Source organism: Corynebacterium sp. HMSC064H12, from assembly GCF_001809925.1.
GTDB lineage: Bacteria > Actinomycetota > Actinomycetes > Mycobacteriales > Mycobacteriaceae > Corynebacterium > Corynebacterium jeikeium_D.
Map to the genome: position 1 here is coordinate 1 of NZ_KV799338.1, position 19,476 is coordinate 19,476.

The following is a 19,476-nucleotide window of genomic DNA, read 5'->3' on the forward strand; positions in this document are numbered from 1 at the left end:
TAAACTCACACAGTTTCACATTTGCAGCCCGTAATTTCTGGGGTTAAAGGCCAAAAATGTGAGCCTTTCCGGCGGCGTGGTTATCTGACCCAGCCTTTTCGATGCCGCCTCCTCCCCCATAGTCACTACCGAGTAGCCACCAAGCCTGCATCCGCGGACTGCAGCTTGCCGTCAACCATCTCCACGATTCGGTCGGCACCGTGGAGCTGCCCCAGGTCGTGGGTGATGTACAGGGTGGCCACACCCATCTTCCGCGTCACATCCATAATCAGTCGCGTCACCGCCCCTGCACTCTTCTGATCCAAAGCCGCGGTCGGTTCGTCGACTAGCAGCACTTCCGGCTCATTCATCAGTGCGCGCGCAACATTGACGCGTGCCTGCTGACCACCGGAAAGCTGGCTCACGCGACGTTCTCCCAGCCCAGCCAGTCCGACTGCCTCGAGCAATTCATCTGCGCGCTTCTCCGCTTCACGACGGCCACCCGCGGGCCACCCGAAAACACGGCCCAATCGCCGCATTGCGATGAGCTGCTGCTTGACCGTCAGCGCTGGCAGAAGATTCGGCTGCTGGAAAACGATGCCGATGTGTTCGCGACGAATCTTGGCAGCATCCGCGCCGCGAGCGCTCAGATCAATGGCCTTCCTTTCCGCACTCTCGTCCGCGCCTGCACCGTTCGCGTCCTGCTTGTTGGAGTACAGCGTGACATGTCCGGTATCGGCACTCTTCAAACAACCTGCGATGGTCAACAGAGTCGACTTGCCGGAACCCGATGGTCCGACCAGTCCCACTACCTCGCCTGCCCGGATCTTCAGCGAGATGTCATCCAAAATGGTGCGTTTGTTGTCGCCATCTTGGACGGTCAGCGAAATGTTCTTCAGAGCGAGTGCCACGGGAGCCTGGTTGTCGATGTAGGTAGTCATTTTGTCCTGAATTCCTCAATTCCTCAGTTGAAGGTTGTGCATGATTAACGCGATGTGAGTGTTCTGTGGGAAGCCGCCGTGCTAGGCCGTACTAACGAGCCACTACGCATTCGCCAATGCGGTGGTCGGATCGACGCGGAATACCGGCACCAGTGCCAGCAGCGCACCAACTACGCCGGTCACGGCCAGAATGAGCCCCGGCACGACGGTCGTGGAAGCATCGACCACAATTGGCATGACGTCGCCGCTCTGCAGAGCCCAGCCCGCCGCTGCAGTCACCGCAACACCGCCACCGACTCCGATTGCCAGCACGGCCAGGACCTGCGCCAGAGAGTCAGCCACCAGCACGGAGCGGGACGCACCGAGCGCCGAGGAAATGGCCACACCACGCAGTCGTTGAACGGTCCACACGGTGAAGAACGCGCCTACCACCAGCGCAGAAATCACATACAGCATCGAGGTCATCGCGTTCAGCGAGGTCTGCTCACCCTGGTAGGAAGCCGACAGGTTATTGCGCTCGCCGTCGCGCAGAATGGTTCCTCCCGAGACATTCGGCAGCTGCGCCGCGGACTCGTCGACAACCATCGCCGCTGGCACCATCTGCCCCGGCGTCAGGTCTTCCATCACGCCGCGCCCGGCATAAATGACCGCTTGGTGGTCCAACCACTTATCTCCCGCCACGCGCGCAACGGTGGCCTCGTGCTCGCCCATCGCGCCAGACAGGGTCAGCGAGTCACCTTCCGCAATGGCGGTTTCACTGACGCCGTCGGTGACGGCCACCTGGTCGTCGTTAAGCGAAAAGTCGGAGATGACGGTGACGGGCGTTTCATCGACGCGCGCACGACTGACGTAGACATCGCGGACATTTGCGCCGTTGTCGCTCGCCCATGTCTGGACGCTCTTTCGCGCCGTCTCGCCGATGCTTGACGACGACAACGACGTAGCCCCCTCGGAGACGACGACGGCATCGTTTTTGCTGTAGACCTCGTCAAGTGCGGAGACGGACTGTGCGGACAGGCCGGCGGCCAAAGCCGAGAGGAACGTGACCATCACAGCAATCATCCCGACGGTGATGGTGATCAGTGCGGCACGGCCTGGAGCGGCTCGAAGTTCTTTCATTGACTGGTACATACTCATTATGGTCGTGGATTCAAAGGCGGATTTAATCGCCATGGAGGTTGAACTTCGTCTCCAACTTTCGGTTGATGTTGACAATTCCGGCTCGTCAGCGGTGTTTTGGCAGGCGGAACTGCCCTAAGCTCGAGAGCGTGGATACTCCTGAGACCCTGAACCGCAGCTGGCAATTACTGCGGTTTGCCCTGGATGTTTTGGTGCTGGTGCTGCTGGCGGTATGCGTGGTTCCGGATCCGCAGTGGCGAATCATCACCTATGCGGCGTGCTTTCTAGCGGTGTACATCGCAGGTTCGGTCGGGCCGATTGGTCGGGCTCGGCATGGCAACGTAGCCAACGAGGTCGCGCTGACTAAGCCGCGTGGCCTGCTGTTGGGCTGGCTTGTGATTCTGCTGCTGTGCTGGGCGGCGTTGGCGTTTGCAACGCTGGACGCCTCGTTCCTGGTTTTCCCACTATTTTTCGTAATTTTGCAGGTAACCGGCGGCCTTATGGCCGTAATCATGGTGGCGGCGACAACTGCGACGGCAATTGGCGCCATCGCTATCCATACTCCGCTGACATTTGGTGGTGTCCTCGGCCCCATTCTGGGTGGGACGTTTGTACTCACGGTGGGGCTGGGATTCCGGCTCCTGCAGAAGGAGACTATCGAAAAGACCAAGGCGCTGGAGGAGCTCTCTGCTGCCCGCGCCCACTCGGAAGCACTGTCCCGTCGTGCCGGTGAGCTGGACGAACGCGCACGCCTCGCAGCCGATATTCATGACACCGTGGCGCAGGGGCTTTCCTCCATCCAGCTGCTGCTGCATTCGGTGGAGTCCCGCATGAAAAGTGCTCCCACTCAGCATGACCAGACCTCGGTGGATTCGCTACAGCTCGCCCGCAAGGTTGCGGCCGACAATCTCGCCGAGACCCGGCGCATCATCGCAGCACTTCAGCCGGCTCCCCTCGAAGGCGCAGACCTATCCGGTGCGTTGGAGAAAGTCTGCTCCTCCACGGTGCTGGGCGATGCTGTCAGCTTCTGCGTCGACGGCACACCCACGCGGCTGCCGGCCACCGTCGAAGCAACCATCATCAGGGTGGCCCAGGCGAGCTTGGCGAACGTCGTCAAGCATGCACACGCCACCCGCTGCCGTGTCACCCTGACCTACCAGCCCGACGAGATTCTGCTCGACTGCGTCGACAACGGCATCGGCTTCGACCCCACCGCACCAACTAACGACGACAGCGTGGGGATCGCCAACGCGCGCCGACGCGTGGAGAAGCTCGGCGGCACCTTCACCATCGAGTCGGAACCGGGGCGTGGCTGCGGTGTCAGCGTCAGCATCCCGCACGAGCTCGCCTCTTAAAGTCCCGCGCCTGGTATGCAGGTAGGAAACGACCATTCACATCACCCGAGGAGTTAGCCAGGTGACCAAGCCCATCGGAGTCCTCATCGCCGACGATCACCCCATCGTCCGCGCTGGTCTTCGCGCAGTCGTTGAATCGGCGCCGGATATCGTCGTGGTTGGCGAGGCGGCCAGCGGTGACGAGGCGGTCGAGAAAGTGCGCGCATCGCTTGACGACGACTCTTGCGACCACATCGATCTGGTACTCATGGACCTTCGCTTTGGTGAGGCCCCTGGCACTGCTACCCGCGCAGGCGGAGTTGATGCCACCGCAGCCATCCGCGCACTGGCCGGGCGCGGCGCAAAGGCTCCAGAAGTGTTGGTGGTGACCAATTATTCTTCGGACTCCGATGTGCTCGGCGCTGTCACCGCAGGCGCAGTTGGTTATCTGCTGAAGGATGCCGCTCCGGAGGAGCTCATCGATGGTATCCGTCGTGCCGTTCGCGGCGAGACCGTGCTGAACACACAAGTGGCCGGGCGCTTGATGGGTCGGATGCGCAACCCCAATACAGCACTAACCCCGCGCGAACTCGAAGTGCTCGAGTTGGTCGCGCGGGGTATGTCGAATAGAAAAATTGCAGAACAGCTGGTGCTCACCGAAGCGACCGTGAAATCGCATCTGGTACATATTTTCACCAAGCTAGACGTCAGCTCCCGCACCGCGGCTGTTGCTCGGGCGCAGGAGCTGGGAATGTTGGGTGATTAGGAAACGGACTAACCCGTATGGTTTAAGTGATGGCCTCACTAATAGGACATGAGCTACCAGGAGCTGGTCTCGTCGGCGTTGCCCTTCTTCCAGGTCTCCCACGGGATGTTCCAGTCACCTAGTCCATCAACACCGGAGAGCGTCTCACCAATCGTATTCTTCACAATCACGATGTCACCGCGCTTAGTGTTGTCCAGGAACCACTTAGCGTTGGCGTCAGTGACGTTGATGCAACCGTGAGACTGGTTGACGCTGCCCTGTGCCCACGTTGACCACGGTGCACCGTGGACGTAGATACCGGAGTAGGACATCTGCGTTGCGTAGTTAACCGGCGTGACGTAGCCACCGTTTTCCAGAGACAGGCCGTAGGTACGGGAGTCCATCACCATGGTCTCGTTGCGATCACCGATGATGTACTGGCCATTCGGAGTCGGGTGAACATTCGACCCCATAGAGATAGGCATGGAGTTTACGACTTCACCGTTCTTCTTAATGACCATGGTCTTCGTCGCATCATCAGCGATAGCAATGACTTCATCACCGATAGTGAAGCTGGTTTCGGCGGACTCCGCACCGTACATATCGTCACCAAGATCCGTGCCGTAAATATCGGACTTCACGGTAACCTTGGTCCCCGGCTTCCAGTACTCCTTTGGACGCCAGCGCACCTCACTGTTATTCAGCCAGTAGAAAGCGCCTTCCACCTTAGGCTCGGTGGTCACCTTAATTGCTTCCTCAGCAGCCTTGCGGTCCGAAATACTCGCGCTGAACTTCACAGCAATAGTCTGACCGACACCCACGGTGGAACCATCCAGCGGGGACAGATAACCATTTACCTGAGAAGTCGGCTCGACGGTGGTGAAAGAAGTAGCCAGCTTTTCTGTGCCCGAGGTGGCGTTAATCTCATAGGTCTTTGAGTAGCCCAGGGGTTCTGCAGTGGTCCACTTGGTACCACTGGAGTCGAGCTTGCCCTTGACCTCTTTGCCCTCAGGGTTGGTCATAACAACCTTGTCCAGGCGATGTCCCTCTTCCACCTGAACCGAAATCGGGTCAACCACCGAAACATCGGTGGCGTCGTCCTTCACACTGGCGACAAGACCAACGTCTGGCTTCTCCGCCTCTTGCTGCTCGGCATTATCTCCGCCGACGGTACAAGCAGCTAGCGAGATGGTGGTCGCAAATGTCACCACCGCCATCGACAGGCGCTTAAAAGATTGCCGCATGATCGTGCTTCACTCCAACAGTGCAATTATTAAGTAGTAAGTCCCGGGGACACACTGCGACACACAGCGGAGTCCTGCTACAGCCCCTGGTGCGCCCTCGAAAAAGGTCAGACTACCCTGCAGCAGCACTAGCCACCGATAAAACGCTCGCCCTAACTGAAAAGCCTTATTGACTGCCCAATCGCAGTCATCAACCCCTCACAGGGCGCAGCACGCAAAGTAGCCCAACGGTTCCTACAGTTAACCCTCTGGAAAATTGCTGTGCAACCCCAAAAAACCGGGGCACTTCAACCGACCTGGGAAAACAGCGCCCCCTTGAAGCTGCGTTACCGAAAAGTAATCAGTTCGCTATTCAAAAGTGCCACCGGACGCTTCCGGACGTTACTGAACACTGTCGAACGTAACTCCGACATCTATGCACACTCCCAACGTCGATGGCATTGATACAGGTCCTACCCCACTTTGAGGATTTCCAAACTTTTTTTGAACTTTTTTCAAACGGTTGCGCAAAACCTTTCAAAAAACATGCAAAAACACCGACCAAAAAACAGGGCCTGACCAGCCGATTTTACAAACAATCAGAAACCTGGTTATATATCTTCTCGTTGCCGGCGAGGAGCTCACACAGAGAGCACCAAGCAGGAAACAGTAAGCGCCATTAGCTCAACTGGCAGAGCAGCTGACTCTTAATCAGCGGGTTCGGGGTTCGAGTCCCTGATGGCGCACAATACAGACCGGGAAGGTAGAAATACCCTCCCGGTCTTTTTGTTGCACAACAAGCGCAGGTGCCAACTTGCAGCCCTCGCTCGCACCCCACGCCTGACTCAAACAAGGGTTAGATACGCAAAAGCGCACGGCCCCAGGTAACTACCCGAAGCGCGTGCGCTAACTACCGAAAAACTACTTAGCAGCAGTCTCAATCATCTCGCGAATGCGGTCGATTTCCTTGCTGCGGTTACGGTTGCGACGAATGCCCATTGCGATGCCGCCAACAACAAGTGCGGCAACGACACCCAGTGCTGCCTGCACCTTCGGCTCATTCAGAGCATCGAGAACGCGGGTCTTTGCGTCATCCGCAACGTTCTTCGGATTCGTTCGCACGGTTAGCTCATCCAGAGTACGGGCGAGCTGGTTACGGTTACGCTCAATATCGCGCTGGATATCTTCAATGCTGCGAGCCACGTAAACTCCCTAAAAAGTTGAATATCTAAAGTGATTGTTCGCCTAAAAGACTAACACTTCCACTACAGCAACGTGGGCGAGCACGGGGAAAAACTCAACGCATTGCTTCAGAGTCGCCACGCACCGCTCCAGAGTCGATACGATTAAGCCATGACTACTTCTTCCTCCAGCGACAAAGAATACGGCCAGAACAACATCCGTTTGGAAGCTGGCGACCCTGCCCCAGCGTTTACTCTTCTCAACGACGCCGAAGAGCAGGTTTCTCTGTCGGACTACGCGGGCAAGCCCGTGCTGATTTACTTCTACCCGCGGGCCAACACTCCAGGCTGCACCACTGAGGCATGCGACTTCCGCGATGAATCCGCAGCCCTGAACAATGCCGGCATTCCTGTCGTAGGCATTTCTCCGGACAAGCCGGCGAAACTCGCAAAGTTCCGTGAGGACCACGGCTTGAACTTCACCCTCCTGTCCGATCCGGACAAGGAAACCATGACCGCGTTCGGCGCTTTCGGCGAGAAGAAAAACTACGGCAAGATTGTCCAGGGCGTCATCCGCTCGACTTTCCTGGTTAATGCCGAAGGAGAAATTGAAAAGGCCTGGTACAACGTTCGCGCCAAGGGGCACGTCCAGCGCGTACTGCGTGACTTGGGTGTAGAATCACAGGCTTCCGAAAGCTAACTAGCCGCAAGGCCTACTCTGCCCCTGGCCCCAAACTCTCCTCCCACATCATCCCGATTAGACGGTTTCGTAGTAGTGACTCAATCCCAGGACGCACCGACCATTCTTCGTCCCCGTCGCACTCCGGCTCAGCAACGCAGCCGAGAGCGGTACGCACGCATGCTCAGCTCGGCACGCACAGTGCTCATCGAGCACGGGTTTGAGTCTTTCACTTTCGACGAAGTCGCTCGCATCGCAGATATCCCCATTGGCACGCTCTACCAGTTTTTCGCGAACAAGTATGTGATGATCTGCGAGCTCGACCGCCAGGACACTGAGGCCGTCATCGAGGAAGTCTCACGTTTCGGAGAAAGAGTCCCGACCCTGAAATGGCCGGAGTTTCTCTCGGAGTTCATCGATCACCTGGCAAAGCTCTGGCGCGAGGACGTTTCTAGAAGAGCCGTATGGCTGGCTGTTCAATCAACGCCCGCCACACGCGCGACTGCAGAAGATACGAAGTCACGCCTGGTCACCGAGATTTCAAAGGTGCTGCGCCCGCTGGTGCCGTCGTCAAGCGATGCGGAACTGAACTTCATCTCCGACCTCATGATTAACGCCACGTACGCCCTGCTGAATTATGCGGTGGACCATCCAGGAAGCGATGCTGAGCGGGAAGCTCATTACGAGCTGACGGTGCAGGAAATCAAACGCATGACAATCTCTTATCTCATGAGCGTCGCAGAGGCAACAGACTAGAGAGCGCCCCTCGCCCACCTCGGCAGGGGCATTTATTGCCCTTACCAATACACGGAGGGTAGGCTTGCCTTAGTTATAGCTTTACTCTGGTCAGCGCGGTGGGGTTCCCTGTTTTTCGCCGCGCCTGCGCCGGAACTCCCAAACAGAATCAGAGGTTCACATGTCCACGACGCAGGGCGCTTTCCGACGGAGCCTGCTTCCCCGCTCTATTGTTCTAGCTTCGGCAATCGTAGTGAGTACGGGGTTCCTACCCGCAGTCCCCGCATCGGCACAGTCACTGCCATCGATTGGACAGCTCGGCGGTTCGCTCCCCGGCATCGGCGACCTTCTCGGCGGTAGCACCGATCAGTCTGAGCGCCAGCTCTCTGTGACCCCTGCCACCGATCTGTCCGACGGCGCCACCGTGACCATCAAGGGAGTCGGCTACCCCGCTAACGCAAATATTTACCTGGCCCAGACAATCGAGAAGCCAAAGTCGGGCTACCCTTCGACCTACGGCGAAGCGGCCAAGGTGACAGTCGGCGCTGACGGAAGTTTTACGCAGGAGATGAAGGTCGCGACCAGCTTTGGCGATGTCGACTGCACCTCCACCCAGTGCTACGTAGCCTCCTTTACTGCGTTCCCTAATCTTTCTGACCGCAGCAATGACCAGTGGGTCCCCATCACCTTCAAGGCGGGTGCTACTTCCCAGGCTGCTCAATCACAGGGTTCCACCAGCGCGGCACCGAGCGGTGGCCAGAGCACTGGTTCGGGCTCCCAGTCACAGTCGGGCTCGCAGTCACGGGGTAACGCATCGGTGAGCCTGTCCAAGACCTCAGACTTGAACCCGAGCGGCGACACCATTCGAGTCGAAGGCAAGGGATTCAAGACCTCTGGACCGGGCATCTACGTCGGTATCGCGCAAAATGACCAGATGGATGTGACCAACGCCGATTCCTTCGGCCCGGATACCAAGTTTGTGTCTACCTCCCGCGGCAACCTGAAGTCCGACGGCAGCTTCAGCGTGGACCTTCCGGTCAGCGCGAAGTTCGGCACGGCAGACTGCATGCAGAACGCTTGCTCGGTCTACACCATTGCTGCTCACGGTTCCTCCGACCGCAGCCAGGACACGGCGACCGCGGTATCGTTTGCCGGCGGAGCTGCCAAGCAGGACGCTACCCTGCCCTCCGGCGGTGGCTCCTCACAGTCCGCAGGCAGCGCAAGCTCCGGCACCAGTGGCAGCACTGGGTCTAGTGGAACGAGTAGCACCACCGGTTCCAGCGGCTCTAGCAGCTCCAACGGCAGCAGCTCCTCGACCGGCACCCCGTCGGTAAGCCTGTCCACCACGGAACTGAACCCGTCGGGCAGCACCGCAATTACCGTCTCCGGCACCGGATTCAAGACCAGCGGCAACGGCATCTACGTCGCAGTGGCTGAGAAGAACAAGTTCTCCACCACCAACGCTGATGCTTTCTCCGCCGCTGAGTTTGTCCGCACCTCCCAGATGTCCTCCGACGGCAGCTTCTCTACAACGCTCAATGTCGAGGCCGTCACCTCGGCCGCCAACTGCGTCGAAAATGACTGCGCGCTCTACACCTTTGCTGCTCACGGTTCCTCCGACCGCAGCCAGGACACGGCCACGGACCTCAGCGTCGGCGGCTCCGCCAAGGAACGCGAAGAAGCTGTGAAGACCGGTGCCTCCAAGACCGGAGAGTCCAAGGCCAGCGGCTCCTCCAAGGCATCTGGCAAGGTTTCCGCAAAGTCCAACGCTTCCGGCAATGGCCTCGACGAAGTTGATGTGCAGACTCAGCAGGCCGCGACCAACTCCCCGCTCCAAACCGCCGCAGTCGCCGGAACCGGCGCAATCCTGGGCGCGCTAATCTTCAGTGCCGGCATCCTGGTCGGTCGCCGTCAGAAGTCCGTCGATTAGCGCGGTGCCGGACTAGTCCAGGCGTACGACGGCGATTGCGTAGTCGCCGTCGTGCGAGATGCTTAACGACGGCCCCAGCTGCCACTCCTGATCGTGGAAATGGCGGCTCACAGCACCGTGGAGACTGATGCTCACGCGACCGTAGGCATCCGGCTGCACCTCTATTTCCCGCCAGTCCAGCTGATCGCGCGCAATCGGCGGTTGGCTGCCGAAGAGGGTCTGCGACCAGGCCTTGATGAAGGCTTCCTTCGCAGCCCAGCGGCCCGCTAAGTGACGCGCCAGCGCGCCGCCGACTGCTCCGCGGCGCCTAGCTACCAGTAGCTCCGCAGGTGTGAAAACAGCCTGCGCGAACTGACTTCCTGGCATATTCAGCTGCTCTTCGAAGCCCGGAATATAGACGAGGTCTACGCCAATCATGGCTGGAGGACACCATCGATCAGACGGGCGCCGTCGGAAAGCAGAACTGCCTTTTCCAATGCAGCGGGTGAACCGAACCGACCACCGTCCGCCAGGTTTCGCTCGCGTGGACGCTCGTAGAGGGCTTCTCCACCGTAAATAGCCTCATCAATGCGACGCAGACCAGCCGCTTCGCGGTTGTACGCCGCGGACCGCCAACGCTCCGCAGCCTCAGCGCCATCGTGCTGCACTATCGCTTGGTAGAAAGCTTCCGGATGCACGACTGCCACCAGTGCCGAGACATGTCCGAACCCGAGCGAGGTAACAAAGCCAGCCTTCAGCGGCAACGTATTGCCGAAATTGACTGCCTTCGTTGGCCATACCAGACGCGAATGCTCAGCCAATGCGGGATCGACGCAGTCCAGCGATCGATTACCTGGCACAATGCCGCTGCGCAACACCTGGGTCAGACCAATGATCTGGAACGCTGCAGCACCACCCTTAGCGTGTCCCGTCAGCGATTTCTGAGAGACCACCAACAGCGGGTTAGAGCGCTCGCGACCGAGTTCATCTGCAATGCGTTCATGCAGTTCGGACTCATTTGGGTCGTTGGCATTGGTCGAGGTGTCGTGCTTGGACAACACCGCGACCTGATCCGCAGTGACATCGAGTGCTGCAAGGGCGCGAGCCAACCGAGACTTCTCGCCGCCCTGAGCGGCCGCTAGCGCGCCCAAACCCGGCGCCGGAATGGATGTGTGCGCGCCGTCGGCGAAGGACTGGGCGTATGCGACGACACCGAGCACGGGGAGCCCCATGTCACGGGCGATGTCTCCGCGAGCCAACAGCACCGTGCCACCGCCTTGCGATTCCACAAAACCTCCGCGTCGACGATCGTTCGGCCTGGAGAAGTACTCATGCTCGATGCCTTTGTTTTCCATGGTGGCGGAGTCAGCTGTGGCGGCCATGTCGCCGAAACCTGTGATTCCCTCTGTGGATAGGTCATCAAAGCCACCCGCGACAACAAAATCTGCCTTACCCAGGGCAATCTTGTCGACGCCCTCCTCCACCGACACCGCTGCCGTCGCACAGGCTGCCACAGGGTGAATCATCTGCCCGTAGCCACCGACATACGACTGCATAACGTGGGCGGCAATAACATTTGGCAATGCCTCTTGCAGGACGTCATTGGCTCGCGGTTGCCCCAGCAGACCGTCGATGTAAAGACTGCGCAGCGACTCCATCGCACCAATACCTGTGCCCTGTGTCGACGACACTCGCGCCGGGTTGACCGCTTCCAGCAGCTGCGCTGGGCTGAAGCCCGATGACAAGAAGGCATCGACAGTACAGACAATGTTCCACAAGCTCACGCGGTCCAGATTGTCCATCATGTCTGCCGGAATACCGTAGCGTGCCGGGTCAAAGCCCTGCGGAATTTGACCGCCAACATAGCGGCTCATCGCCATTCGGCGTGGAACCTGAACTGGCGTGCCAGCGGCCCGTGTCACAAGCCACTGCCCTGTCTCGGCATCGAAGCTCGCAGTGGTGTTGTCCGGGTTGGAACTGACAAAAGTCTCCGCTGCCGCGCGGTCACGCACAGCAAAGCTCAACGCACGATCCAGGTAGACCGTGGTCAGCTCAGTCATCGTATTGTCAACCAAATCGCCATCATCGGCGTAACGACGCACACCAACTCGCGCCAGTACTTCATCGCGGTAGCGCGTAGCAATGTCGCTTTCTGCCAACGGTTGCCCGTCGGCATCGCGCCAGCCACCCTCATAGGAAATCAGCCCCATTGACCAGGCTAATTCCACAATTCCTGCTGCAGAAATATCATCGACTTCAGCCTCAAAGCGCGTCCGGGAAGAACCGTACGGCCCAAGCTCACCGGCGCCCACAATGACCACCATGTCCTCCGGAGCCGCTGCGATGTCACCAAAGGTCGGTGTTGTCTGCGCAATTGGTCGGCGTGGGCTTGGCAGACCGCTCAGAACACGGCTTGACGACGGCTCCTGCGAACGCGCCCCGCTAGCGACCTCGGAGCTTTGAGCTGTTGGGCCAGCCGCCTGCGCAGCCTCCTGCGCCAATTGCGCAATGTTGAGGTCGACGTCACCCAATCCGCCGGTGAGATCGGCCTGAATCGGGCGGGTTTGTGCCTTCTTCCGAGCCTCCGAGCTCGCGAGCTCAATGAGTTCAGCTGCCATTTCTTCGGTGGAGAAGGTGCGAACTCCCTTTGTTTCCACTGCAGCAACCAGCGGATCGTTTCCACCCATCAGGTTGGTGCCTCGAACCCAACCAATCTGTGCATGAGCCAGAGTGGCGCGGGTGCGCCAAGCGTCCTCCACATTCCAGCGCGCCACCACTGCATCGAGTGCGGCCTTGGCTTCACCATAGGCACCATCACCGCCGAAGCGACCACGGTTCGGTGAACCCGGCAGCACCACATGCAAACGATGGTCCAGATTATTGTCCCCGCCAAGTGCTGATATCCCTGCGATGAGTCGTTCCACCGACCACAGAAGCAGACGCATTTGGGTCTCGGACGCAGGACCGGCGTCGGCAAGCGAACCTGAGACCGTAGGCGCCGCGAACGGGAATAGCAGCGTCGGTGACAGCGCGGGCTTGGTCACAACCACTTCCGCACCAATCGTCGTAGTCTGCTCGGTTCCGATCCAGTCGATAAGGGAATCCAGGTCCTGGAAGCTGGACAGGTTCGCCGGTACCACCCACAGCTTCGCCTCGCCCTGCGCATGCATACGGTAGAGCTGCTTGTAGAAGCTCAGGCGCTCATGTCCCAGGCGTGAGGTAGTGACAACAACGGTTGCGCCCTGAGACAACAACTGTGCAGTTACGGCGGAGCCAATCGAATTTGGCGATGCACCGGTAACAACAGCGATGTCGGCATTCATCGGCAGTTCATCCACATTCGTGATGGCCTCATCCGACAGCTGTCGGTAGATACTCGCCAACTGTGCCCGCCCTGCCTCGTCTGCCTTGGCAGCCCACCACTGTGCCTGCTCGACTGCGGTTTCGTGGATACTGCCCGGCGCGGTGTCAGCCACGTCTTCATCAGTGGCTGCCCAGAGGCGTGCTAGGTCATCGCGGGAGGTGGCCCAGCGGTCGTCGAGAAGCACTGCCTTGGTGGGCGTAAACGTCGGGGTGACCAGCTTCGGCCAGTCCGCACCGAGTTCAGCAGTGACGAGATTTACCAGGTTGCTGTCGGCGTCTTCGGCATCGAAGTCAATGGCACCGGTAATCTCGTGGCCGAGTTGCTCCAGAATCGTGCGTGCAGCGGTGGCAAGAATTCCTCGTTGACCAGTCAGTTTATCTGCAAACTCAGTGAGTGCAGCCGAGTCGACCATCCCAGCACTACTGTCGCTTGCCGACGGCTTAGCGACAGATACACCTCGCTGCGAGGCGACCGCGAGGATTGCTTCATCGATCAGCTGGTTGAGTTCAGCAGTACTGGTTGGGGCGGCCGGTGCCAGATGCGCAAGATCACCGCCGCGCAGGGATGCGCCCTCGCGAGTACCGAGCATCATCTCGGCGCTAACTGCGGTTGCCCACCCCTTGCCGAGCTGCCATTCATCGGCCACATAGTCATCGATGTAATTCGCGCCTGCACCGGCAGGACCGGTAATCCGGCGAATACTGTCGGCAATGGCTTCGGAGAGAATCGGGCCGAATGCGGAATATCCACTGGCCAAGCTATCAATCTTGTCCTTTAGATCAGCCAGTTCCGCATCTGCGGCCCCTTCGATTGAACCGAGGTCGAATTCGACTCCGAGATCGAGCAGCAGTTGATTGCGTCGAGATGAGACTCCATCGACCAGAGTCTCAATGGAGTCGGCGGCACCGAGCTGGTCGGGACGTACCTTCGTCCATTGGCAAATAAGAACTTCCAACGCTTCTGCCGGGCTGACTGCGATATCAGCAACTTCGGCAGCCGGAGTGGCAGCACTCGTGATCGTGGTTGCCTGTTCGGTCGCCGCGAGTTGGTCGACAGATACTGCCGGCTCCGCTGCTCCTGCTGCTCCTGTTTCTCCCGCTGCTCCAGATAGAGCCTGCGCCGTGTCCTGCTCCGGTGTCACCTCCGACTCGAGCTCAGTCTTTTCCGGCTGAATTTGGTCGCGCATAAACACTGCATCAGCATCACGTTCGAGATTGAGTACTCGAATGTCACGGCTTCGGTGACGGGGCAACTGGCAGGTGCGGGCAGCCAGGTTTGCCAGTGTGGGCGCTGTACCTACACCAACTTCAATAATGCGGCTGACGCCGAGATCCTCAAGCAGCAGATCCTGCGTTTCGATCCACCTCACCGGTGAGCAGAATTGCCAGGCCAGTAACTCGACCAGCAACATGCGGGCCAGGCGCGCCGGGTTTTCAGCGGCAGTATCAAAGTCGGCAAGGATGTGTTCCAAAATGTCTGAGTCGACGACTGCAGCCATCTGGCGGACGAACTTCTCAGTCAGCTCAAAAGAGGTCGCGGTGAGATTCGGGATATAGCGTCCCACCAGGCGCTCTGGAGTGATTTCCGCTGGCAGCAGCCGCTCCAAGTGTTTACGGAAGGAATCCACACCGTCGCGTAGGACACTGGAGTGGAATGGCACATCAATACCTGGGATACGCACGTATCCCTTGCCGTCCGAGCTGCGGCGCTCGCACTGTTCAGCCAGTGCCGCAAGACCCGCGACGGTGCCGGCGACGGCGTACTGCTTGCCTGCCAGGTTGAGATTTACGACTTCGAGGAACTCACCGGTTTCCTGCGACAACCGATTAACAAACTCAGTGACCTCGTCCTCGCGTACGCCGATCTTGTCCGGACGCAGGGCGCACAAACCATAGTTGGACCTCCCCTGCTCATCACGTTCGACCAGTTCATGCATGGTCAAACCGCGGCGGTAGACAACCTCCAACGCGGCATCTGCGTCAAGCGCACCAGCGAAAGCCGCCAGCGCGTTGTACTCACCGACAGAGTGTCCCGCAAAGTGAGCTGTTTCATCCAGCAGCCCTGCTTCACGGAGCTCCGCAACCTGCGCCAGCCCCAACGTCGCCATCGCAACCTGGGTGAACTGAGTCAGATTCAGGACACCTTCTGGGTGGAAATAGCGCACACCATCCACAACCACCTCTACCGGGTTGTCCCGAACAATAGCCAGTACGGAAAAGCCAAGCTTCTCTCGGGTCATCGCATCCGCCTGGTCCCACACGCGGCGGGCCGCTACGCTGCGAGTCCGGGCAGACAGCCCCATCCCCTGTGATTGAATTCCCTGGCCAGGGAAGACATATGCAGTCGTCGGTGCGGCAATTACAGCAGTGGCAGTCAGTACCAGCTCGCCCTCTACTGTGGCCGTGACTTCACGGACTTCACCGGCGCCTGGACGGTCATCAAAACCACGGCGTTCGACAGAGAATTTCACTTCCTGACCAGGTAGAACCGGACTCAGCATAGTAGCCGTGAACTCAATCACCCGATTGCCAATGCCGGCATCCGACGTGGCAACAGCCGCATGCTCGGCCATTGCAGACAGCCACATTCCATGGACAATAACCCCTGGTAGACCAGCTAGCGCTGCCGCGCGGGAATCGACGTGGATAGGATTGCGATCGCCTGTGACACAGCTAAATGGCTCCATCGCCTTAGGCGCTTCCACGGTCAACGCACCGCGGAAACTCCGTGGCGTGTCCGTGACCGTTGGAAATGGCACAGTATTGGTCCGTGCTGTCTCGCCGCCGTTTCGGCCACGAATGGCAAACCGTTCGCTCAAGGTGGCGAGCAGCGTATCGCCATCACGAACCTCCGCGCGCACCACAACTAGTCGCCCTAAGTCCGTATCAACGACCTCATCGACACGCGCGCTAATCCGCAACGTTGTGGTTTCCTGCGGCAGAGCCCCAATCATACGAATGTGATGCTCAAGGTGAACAAGCGCGAGCATGCCCTCAACAACATCAATGCCGGTCTCAGTACGCGCCTGCGCGACTGCCGCAAAAATCGCTGGCCAAGCATGCCCGACCAACGCGTCCGGCACCGTCGCCTGCGACTCATCGCCGGCAGCTGCAATAGTGACCGCATCGTAGTCAGCCATCGCCATCGGATCCCACTCGGATTCCCACTCCGCGACCCCATCGACGATGTTTGCAAGCTCACCGCCAGCCGCGATTCGCGTCAGCTCCCGCATCGCGGCTGCCGCATCCTCATGCTTGACGACGGGCACTGCGCCCACCGCTGCACTCTGGCACAGGCGAATTCGCAGTTGCGTATTCTCCCCCGCAGCATCGGGCAGCGGAACGGTCAGCTGTGCCCAGACGAGCTCCTCCCCGCCCTCATCATTGCTGCCATCAACTCCAATGGTCTCCAAAATGGCACCAGTACCTGGGTGCTCCAGGCGTTGTGAACGAGAGACATCACTTGCGTCAGATACACATACCCACTCATGTTCCGCGCCAAGTGCCAGCGCCGGATTCGGCTGCTGTCGACCAGCCCACCAAATCACAGGTGCTGCGAGCATCCGGCTGAGGGCGTCAACAGGTGCCTCCGGCAGGTAGCCGATATCCATCAATGCCTGTGCAGTAGCTTTTTCAAACCGACCCAGAATCTCCGCTACTGGCTCATTCGCGCGGGTAATGCCCGAAACAGCCTGCGGCCCTGGGATGATGCAGACTTGATCCGCATCGTAGCGAGAGTCATGCGCCTGCCATAGGGAGTCCGACCGCCACCAGCGACGAACCTCATCATCGATAACCGGAACGAATGGCACAGGTTTGCCAGGTGTGCGGCAGAGCTCAGAGATAAAGAAGGTGACATCTGCTGGGTGGAGCTGGGTATCCAGATCCAGCAGGCCGGATAGTCGCGAGATTTCATTCTGCGGCTGAGTGCGCAAGCTGTCGCCGTCGGCAAGCGCGTCAAACGTGCCCGCGTCGACTGCATTCAATCGTGCCTCTACGCGATCGACGAGTGCGACAAAGCGCGTCGACCACGTTGGATCGAGGAACGTCCCTTCGGGCGCACACAATTCGAGATAGCGATTCAGCACCTCGGCATACGTCATGGTGACGACATCCCCGAAGTACGGCTTCGCGGTGGCGTTAATTGCCTCGATGATCTCTGCGCGTCGTTCGGTGACCTTAGTGAGGTCACCTGCGACTTCGTCAAGCAATCTGCCTGCGCGTGCTGCGGCGTTATCAATTTCGTGGATATCAGCGCCCAACTGGCTGCGTCCCGACGCCATGCCATCCATGGCGCTACCAGCGGGGATCCAGTTGTCAGTGCCGACGGTGTCGACCAGCATCTGTTTCACGGACTCAGAGGCGGTCGACTCCTTGGCTGCCATCGCAGCTGTGCCGATGATGACAGCATCGACCGGCATCGGCGCCAATCCGTACCGTGTCGACCACGTGCCCATCAGATAATCACGGGCCTGTTCTGGCTTGCCGATACCGCCGCCAACAGCAAGCACCACATCTCGCTTGCGGATCTTTGCGTAGGTGTTAATTAGCAGGTCATCGAGGTCTTCCCAGGAATGGTGGCCGCCGGCACGCCCACCTTCAACCTGCATGATGATTGGATACGGTGTGCCCTGCTGCGCCAAGGTGTCTGCAATTTCGAGCACCGACTCGATTTGTGCGATTGTGCCCGGTTTGAAGGAGATATGCGGAATCCCGCCCTCACGCAGCTGCTTTACTAGCTCAACTGCCTCGTCCACCTCGGGGATTCCCGCGGAGATGGTGACTCCATCAATCGGTCGCCCCGCTGCCACTGCGCGCGGGAGCAAACGGCGGCTTCCAATGTGCAAACCCCACAGGTACGGATCCAAAAACATGGTGTTGAACTGTGCACTGCGCCCCTCCTCGAGCAGATCGGAGAGTCGCGCCACATTAGCCTCGAAGATTTCCGGCGTGACTTGGCCGCCACCGGCCAGCTCCGCCCAGAACCCCGCATTCGCAGCAGCCGCCACGATCTCAGGGTCAACGGTTGTCGGGGTCATACCGCCGAGCAGAATTGGCGAGCGCCCGGTCAACTTGGTGAACTTCGTCTCGACACGGGGCTTGTCTCCAGTGACCAGACGCGGCGCAAACTCCAGCCACGATGTCGGATGCTCAATGTCGCTCTCAGACAGGACGCCCCTACCCGCAGCTGTCGCCGCAGGAATCACCGCCACGCCATAGCCTTCAGCGTTACGTTCTGTCAGCTTGACGACGCCTGTGTTCGGCCCCAAATCCAAAATGGTGGTTGCTCCTTGGTCGATGAGCCCCCGTACCTCGGCGCTCCAGTCACTGGGGTCAACCAAGATTGCACGCGCAAGCCGGTCCGCCGTTTCCGCATCTAGCCCAATGCGCTCAGCTCGCTCCACTACCCATGCCACAGCAGGTACCAGCGCTGGGTGATGGAATGCGCCACTAACTGGCAGAACTGTACATTCGACTTTCCGACCCTTCGGCTGCTGCGTTGTGAGCTGCTCTGCCAGCTGGTCTAGTTCATCCTGCTTGCCGATAACTACGCTGGTAGTCTGCGTATTCTTCAGACCGATGACACAGCCCTGGGGGAGGAAAGGCTCCAACTCCTCGACCGTCAGGCCAGAGATACTCATCATCGGCGCGCGCCCAAATCCGGCTACTCGGCTTCCGCGCGCACACGCCACACCGATGAGGCGAGCTAGCGCCAGAAGCTCTGCTGCCTTCTCTGGGCGAGCGACAATCTCAGCGGCAAGAACACCTTGCGAATGACCGGTTACCGCTACCGCTTCGGTGATATTAATTCCCTGCTTTTCCAGCAACTCGACAATGCCCAACTGTGCCAAGACGATGCCCGGGACGCTGACCGCAGGGTTGGTTGTATCTCCGGTAAATGGCTCGTCTGTAACGAGTGAGATTGCCCAGCCGAAGGGGTCGAAACCTGCGGGAAGCTGGCCGATGAGATCGTCGTCAAGCGGTGCGAGCAGTTCCTCAGCGCGAGTGAAAACTTCCCGTAGTTTCTTTGAGTTGCCACTGGCCATGACGCTGGAGAGAGTGTCCAGCCATGGTTGCGATTGACCGGCGAAAGTGACTGCAAAAGTACCCAGGTCTGGAGCAGTTACGACATTGGTCTGCAAAGTGGCGAGTTTTTCGTATTTCACGTGGCTGAGGTCCTTGTCTTGTGGAGTACGAAATGAAAACATCTTTTGTTTCCAAATCCTTGCCAGGACACTATGCCATAAATCATGAGGAATCCATCATG

Annotated in this window: 11 protein-coding genes and 1 tRNA gene; 6 read left to right on the plus strand and 6 right to left on the minus strand. The window is 59.1% G+C overall.

Translation table 11 applies throughout. From position 1 onward, the window contains the following. Window positions 1-125: 125 nt before the first annotated feature. Entirely contained in the window at window positions 126-920 is a 795-nt protein-coding gene (locus tag HMPREF2681_RS04750; RefSeq protein ID WP_049172923.1) for an ABC transporter ATP-binding protein, read from the minus strand. A gap of 102 nt (window positions 921-1,022) precedes the next feature. Continuing rightward, window positions 1,023-2,039, minus strand: coding sequence for an FtsX-like permease family protein (locus HMPREF2681_RS04755; RefSeq protein ID WP_246815988.1), 1,017 nt, complete (start codon window positions 2,037-2,039; stop codon window positions 1,023-1,025). Window positions 2,040-2,188: 149 nt separating this feature from the next. On the opposite strand from HMPREF2681_RS04755, the gene HMPREF2681_RS04760 reads away from it, so the two are divergent. Together HMPREF2681_RS04760 and HMPREF2681_RS04765 are read left to right on the plus strand one after the other, a co-directional pair. After that, a complete protein-coding gene (locus HMPREF2681_RS04760) occupies window positions 2,189-3,394 on the plus strand; it encodes a sensor histidine kinase (protein WP_070546252.1) in 1,206 nt (401 codons plus the stop codon). Window positions 3,395-3,455: 61 nt separating this feature from the next. Continuing rightward, on the plus strand, window positions 3,456-4,139 hold the full coding sequence (locus HMPREF2681_RS04765; protein ID WP_080969579.1) for a LuxR C-terminal-related transcriptional regulator: 684 nt from the start codon (window positions 3,456-3,458) through the stop codon (window positions 4,137-4,139). A gap of 53 nt (window positions 4,140-4,192) precedes the next feature. On the opposite strand, the gene HMPREF2681_RS04770 is transcribed toward HMPREF2681_RS04765, so the two are convergent. Then, complete coding sequence (locus HMPREF2681_RS04770; RefSeq protein WP_016422276.1) at window positions 4,193-5,362, minus strand: L,D-transpeptidase; 1,170 nt, start codon at window positions 5,360-5,362, stop codon at window positions 4,193-4,195. Window positions 5,363-6,014: 652 nt separating this feature from the next. On the opposite strand from HMPREF2681_RS04770, the gene HMPREF2681_RS04775 reads away from it, so the two are divergent. Continuing rightward, window positions 6,015-6,087, plus strand: a tRNA-Lys gene (locus HMPREF2681_RS04775). A gap of 175 nt (window positions 6,088-6,262) precedes the next feature. Here HMPREF2681_RS04775 and HMPREF2681_RS04780 read toward each other — a convergent pair. Continuing rightward, the gene (locus HMPREF2681_RS04780) at window positions 6,263-6,544 is read right to left on the minus strand and encodes a DUF3618 domain-containing protein (protein ID WP_005511166.1); all 282 of its coding nucleotides are present in this window, start codon (window positions 6,542-6,544) and stop codon (window positions 6,263-6,265) included. Window positions 6,545-6,694: 150 nt separating this feature from the next. Between HMPREF2681_RS04780 and bcp the strand changes: the two genes are divergently transcribed. From bcp to HMPREF2681_RS04795, 3 genes are all read left to right on the plus strand, one after another. Then, a complete protein-coding gene (bcp, locus tag HMPREF2681_RS04785) occupies window positions 6,695-7,222 on the plus strand; it encodes a thioredoxin-dependent thiol peroxidase (RefSeq protein WP_070546254.1) in 528 nt (175 codons plus the stop codon). Window positions 7,223-7,297: 75 nt separating this feature from the next. Then, complete coding sequence (locus HMPREF2681_RS04790; RefSeq protein WP_070546256.1) at window positions 7,298-7,957, plus strand: TetR/AcrR family transcriptional regulator; 660 nt, start codon at window positions 7,298-7,300, stop codon at window positions 7,955-7,957. Between the two features lie 160 nt (window positions 7,958-8,117). Continuing rightward, window positions 8,118-9,866, plus strand: coding sequence for a neocarzinostatin apoprotein domain-containing protein (locus HMPREF2681_RS04795; RefSeq protein WP_083301594.1), 1,749 nt, complete (start codon window positions 8,118-8,120; stop codon window positions 9,864-9,866). Between the two features lie 12 nt (window positions 9,867-9,878). Here HMPREF2681_RS04795 and HMPREF2681_RS04800 read toward each other — a convergent pair whose 3' ends face one another. Further along, on the minus strand, window positions 9,879-10,283 hold the full coding sequence (locus HMPREF2681_RS04800; protein WP_016422272.1) for a holo-ACP synthase AcpS: 405 nt from the start codon (window positions 10,281-10,283) through the stop codon (window positions 9,879-9,881). Next, window positions 10,280-19,417 carry a type I polyketide synthase gene (locus HMPREF2681_RS04805; protein WP_246815987.1) on the minus strand — a complete coding sequence of 3,046 codons (9,138 nt, stop codon included), beginning with the start codon at window positions 19,415-19,417 and terminating at the stop codon, window positions 10,280-10,282. Before HMPREF2681_RS04805 ends, HMPREF2681_RS04800 begins: the two co-directional genes overlap by 4 nt. Between the last annotated feature and the right edge of the window lie 59 nt (window positions 19,418-19,476).

Coding starts and splice junctions, on each gene's coding strand:
- HMPREF2681_RS04750 (WP_049172923.1), bottom strand. CDS start 920: ATGACTACCTACATCGACAACCAGGCTCCCGTGGCACTCGCTCTGAAG.
- HMPREF2681_RS04800 (WP_016422272.1), bottom strand. CDS start 10,283: ATGATTGGCGTAGACCTCGTCTATATTCCGGGCTTCGAAGAGCAGCTG.
- HMPREF2681_RS04805 (WP_246815987.1), bottom strand. CDS start 19,417: ATGTTTTCATTTCGTACTCCACAAGACAAGGACCTCAGCCACGTGAAA.
- HMPREF2681_RS04770 (WP_016422276.1), bottom strand. CDS start 5,362: ATGCGGCAATCTTTTAAGCGCCTGTCGATGGCGGTGGTGACATTTGCG.
- HMPREF2681_RS04795 (WP_083301594.1), top strand. CDS start 8,118: ATGTCCACGACGCAGGGCGCTTTCCGACGGAGCCTGCTTCCCCGCTCT.
- HMPREF2681_RS04755 (WP_246815988.1), bottom strand. CDS start 2,039: ATGAAAGAACTTCGAGCCGCTCCAGGCCGTGCCGCACTGATCACCATC.
- bcp (WP_070546254.1), top strand. CDS start 6,695: ATGACTACTTCTTCCTCCAGCGACAAAGAATACGGCCAGAACAACATC.